This window comes from Streptomyces sp. UNOB3_S3 (assembly GCF_020740895.1).
Classification (GTDB): Bacteria; Actinomycetota; Actinomycetes; order Streptomycetales; family Streptomycetaceae; genus Streptomyces.
This window is the reverse complement of the sequence record NZ_JAILXP010000515.1, coordinates 1-3856: the sequence shown is the minus strand read 5'-3', so window position 1 is coordinate 3856 and position 3856 is coordinate 1. Positions and strand designations below refer to the sequence as shown.

Annotated in this window: 3 protein-coding genes; 2 read left to right on the top strand and 1 reads right to left on the bottom strand. The window is 74.5% G+C overall.

The annotated features are described in order from the left end of the window. Window positions 1-73 precede the first annotated feature (73 nt). Both K6I33_RS32825 and K6I33_RS32820 read left to right on the top strand, forming a co-directional pair. The gene (locus K6I33_RS32825) at window positions 74-1285 is read left to right on the top strand and encodes a low temperature requirement protein A (protein WP_229358294.1); all 1212 of its coding nucleotides are present in this window, start codon (window positions 74-76) and stop codon (window positions 1283-1285) included. A gap of 23 nt (window positions 1286-1308) precedes the next feature. Beyond that, window positions 1309-2442, top strand: a complete 1134-nt coding sequence (locus K6I33_RS32820) for a P1 family peptidase (protein WP_229358292.1) — start codon at window positions 1309-1311, stop codon at window positions 2440-2442. A 153-nt stretch (window positions 2443-2595) separates the two neighbouring features. Here K6I33_RS32820 and K6I33_RS32815 read toward each other — a convergent pair whose 3' ends face one another. After that, window positions 2596-3765, bottom strand: a complete 1170-nt coding sequence (locus K6I33_RS32815) for a cysteine desulfurase family protein (RefSeq protein WP_229358291.1) — start codon at window positions 3763-3765, stop codon at window positions 2596-2598. Window positions 3766-3856 lie beyond the last annotated feature (91 nt).

Here is a 3856-nt window from a genome sequence, read left to right as displayed (position 1 = left end):
TGCGTCCAGGGTACGGGCGGGGCCGTGGGGCGTTCGGCGCGCGGCGGGCCCGTGCGACGGTGACAATCGCCCTATGAGCGAGGAGCCTCCGCGCGAGGAGCCGCCTCCCGCCCGCTGCTCCGGCGTGCTGCGCCGGATGACCGCGCGCGGGCGTGACGAGGAGCACCGGGCCGCGACCCCCCTGGAGCTCTTCTTCGACCTGTGTTTCGTCGTCGCCGTGGCCCAGGCGGGCAGACAACTGGTCCACGCGCTCGCCGAGGGACACCCCGGACATGGCATTCCGGGCTATTTGATGGTCTTTTTCGCGGTGTGGTGGGCTTGGATGAATTTCAGCTGGTTCGCCTCCGCCTATGACACCGACGACGTCGTGTACCGCGTCGTGACCCTGATCCAGATCGCCGGTGTGCTGATCCTGGCCGCAGGCATCCCCCGCGCCTTCGGCCAGGCGAACTACGCGGCCGTCCTGCTCGGCTATGTGGTGATGCGACTCGCGCTCGTCTCGCAGTGGCTGCGGGCCGCGCACGCCTCCGCCGGGGCCGAGCGGCGCACAGCGCTGAAGTACGCCATCGGCGTCAGCCTGTGCCAGGTGGGCTGGCTCGGGCTGCTCGTGCTGCCCGACCGCGCCAAACCCTGGGTGTTCCTGGTGATGGCGATCGCGGAGATGGCCGTGCCCACCATCGCCGAGGCCTCGCACCAGACGGCCTGGCATCCGCATCACATCGCCGAACGCTACGGCCTGTTCACGATCATCGTGCTGGGCGAGACGGTCTCGGCGGCCACCGTCGCCGTCCAGTCCGCGCTGGACGAGCACGAGGCGGTGGGCGAACTGCTGCCGATCGCGAGCGGCGGACTGCTCTTGATCTTCGCGGCCTACTGGATCTACTTCGCCGTGCCCATCCACCTCCATCTGGCCTCCAACCGCCAGGCGTTCCTCTGGGGCTACGGCCACTATCTGATCCTCGGCTCGGCGGCGGCCATCGGCGCGGGCATCGAGGTGGCGGTCGAGGAGTCGGTGGGCAAGGCGCACATCTCCACGTTCGCGGCGTCGTCCTGTGTCACCGTGCCCGCCGCCCTGTTCATGTTCTGCGTCTGGCTGATCCACTCCCGCCACTACAAGCGCGGCACGGCGCAGCAGCTGGTCCTGCCGCTGTCCGCGCTGGCCGTCCTCGCCTGTACGTTCGCGGGCGGGGCGGCGGTGCTGCTGGCGGGCCTGGTCGGGGTGGTGACGGTGACGGTCGGGGTAACACTCTCCGCACGCAACCCGCAGGACCCTTCGCCGGCCTGACGGCACGTGATACGGATGTTCGTATGACTGACGCCCGCCCCACGTCCGCGTCCGGGCCCCGGGACGCCCTCACCGATGTGCACGGCCTCCACGTGGGTCACGCCCACCGCAGGGGTGACGGCGCCCTCACCGGCACCACGGTCGTCCTCACCGCGCCCGGCCTCGGCGGTGCCGTCGCCGCCGTGGACGTCCGCGGCGGCGGGCCCGGCACCCGGGAGACCGACGCCCTGGACCCCCGCAATCTCGTCCAGCGCGTCGAGGCCGTCGTCCTGACCGGCGGCAGCGCGTTCGGTCTGGACGCGGCGTCCGGTGTCATGGCGTACCTGGAGGACGCCGGCCGGGGCTTCCGGGTGGGCCCGGATCCCTCGCAGGTCGTCCCGGTGGTCCCGGCGGCCGCCCTGTTCGACCTCGGCCGGGGCGGCGACTGGCGGGCCCGCCCGGACGCCGCGCTGGGCCGCGAGGCCGCCGAGGCGGCGGCCCGCACGGCACCGGGCGCGCCCGTCGCCCAGGGCACGGTCGGCGCGGGCACCGGCGCGGTGGCCGGCGGGATCAAGGGCGGCATCGGCACCGCCAGCGTGGTCCTGCCCTCCGGGGTGACGGTCGCCGCACTCGCGGCGGTCAACGCGGCGGGCTCGGCGGCCGACCCGGCCACCGGTGTGCTCTACGGGCGGCTGTACGAGGACCGCCCCGTCGCCTACCCCTCCCCCGAGCGGCACCGGGCGGCCCAGGAGACCCTGGCCGCGGCGCGGCAGGAGTCGGCCCGGCGCTGGGCGGGTTCCGTGCGTCCCCCGCTCAACACCACAATCGCCGTCGTCGCCACCGACGCCGCCCTGACCCGTGCCCAGGCCCAGAAGCTCGCGGGCACCGCCCATGACGGCCTGGCCCGCGCGGTGCGGCCGGTCCATCTGCTGACCGACGGCGACACGGTCTTCGCGCTGGCCACGGGCGCCCGTCCGCTCCCGGAGGAGGAGCACCTGCCCGGCAGCGCCGACTTCGCGGCGGGCGCGGTCAACGAGATCCTCGCCGCCGGGGCGGACGTCCTGACCCGTGCCGTGGTCAAGGCCCTCCTCGCGGCGGAGGGCGTCGACGGCCCCGGCGGCGTCTTCCCCTCCTACCGCGACCTGTACGGCGGCGCCTCCCGCGCGGGGTTCCGTTGACTTTCCGGCCGCCCGCCGTGGGGGTTTTCCGCGCCTGACGGCGCGGGGTGGGTGGTGCGGCCCGGTGGTCCGGTTTGTGCCCACCCTCCCCCAGCTACCGCTGGGAGGTGCCCCCAGCCCTGCGGAACGCCTGCCCACAAACCGGCGGGCCCCCTAGCTCAGCCCCGCGCTGCGGGCGCGGTCGACGACTGGGCCGATGGCCTCGATCACCGCCGTGACGTCGTCGCGCGTGGACGTGTGGCCCAGGGAGAAGCGCAGGGTGCCGCGGGCCAGGGCGGGGTCCGTGCCCGTGGCCAGGACGACGTGGCTGGGCTGGGCGACGCCGGCCGTGCAGGCGGAGCCGGTCGAGCACTCGATGCCCTGGGCGTCGAGGAGGAGGAGCAGGGAGTCGCCCTCGCAGCCCGGGAAGGAGAAGTGGGCGTTGGCGGGCAGCCGGCCCGCCGGGTCCGGGTCGCCGCCGAGGACCGCGTCGGGGACGGCCGCCCGGACGCCCTCGATCAGCTCGTCGCGCAGCGCCCCGATCTCGCGGGCGAAGTCCTCGCGCCGCTCGGCGGCCAGTCGCCCCGCGACGGCGAACGCGGCGATCGCCGGGACGTCGAGCGTGCCGGAGCGCACGTGCCGCTCCTGGCCGCCGCCGTGCAGCAGCGGTACGGGCGTGTACTGGCGGCCCAGCAGCAGGGCGCCGATCCCGTACGGGCCGCCGATCTTGTGGCCGCTGACGGTCATCGCGGCGAGCCCGGACGCGGCGAAGTCCACGTCCAGCTGGCCGACGGCCTGTACGGCGTCGGCATGCAGCGGAACGTCGAATTCCGAAGCCACGTCGGCCAGTTCGCGGACCGGCAGCACCGTGCCGATCTCGTTGTTGGCCCACATCACCGTGGCGAGGGCCACGTCGGCGGGGTTGCGGGCGATGGCCTCGCGCAGCGCGTCGGCGTGGACACGGCCGTAGGAGTCGACCGGCAGGTACTCCACCGTCGCGCCCTCGTGCTCGGCGAGCCAGTCGACCGCGTCGAGCACCGCGTGGTGCTCGACGGGGCTGGCCAGGACGCGCGTGCGGGCCGGGTCGGCGGCGCGGCGTGCCCAGAAGAGGCCCTTGACGGCGAGGTTGTCGGCTTCGGTGCCACCCGCGGTGAAGACCACTTCGCTGGGGCGCGCGCCGAGCGAGGCGGCGAGCGATTCGCGCGCTTCCTCGACCGTGCGGCGGGCACGGCGGCCCGCGGCGTGCAGCGAGGACGCGTTGCCGGCGAGGGGCAGCTGGGCGGTCATCGCCGTCACCGCCTCCGGGAGCATCGGGGTGGTGGCTGCGTGGTCGAGGTAGGCCATGGTGGGCACGATTCTACGAGGCCCGGTCCGGGACCGTGGCGGGGTGTTCCGGCCCCGGACCGGGCCTCGTAGAATCGTGCCCACCATGGCC

Excerpts from the sequence above, each read along its gene's own strand:
- K6I33_RS32825 (WP_229358294.1), top strand. The coding sequence starts at position 74 with ATGAGCGAGGAGCCTCCGCGCGAGGAGCCGCCTCCCGCCCGCTGCTCC.
- K6I33_RS32820 (WP_229358292.1), top strand. The coding sequence starts at position 1,309 with ATGACTGACGCCCGCCCCACGTCCGCGTCCGGGCCCCGGGACGCCCTC.
- K6I33_RS32815 (WP_229358291.1), bottom strand. The coding sequence starts at position 3,765 with ATGGCCTACCTCGACCACGCAGCCACCACCCCGATGCTCCCGGAGGCG.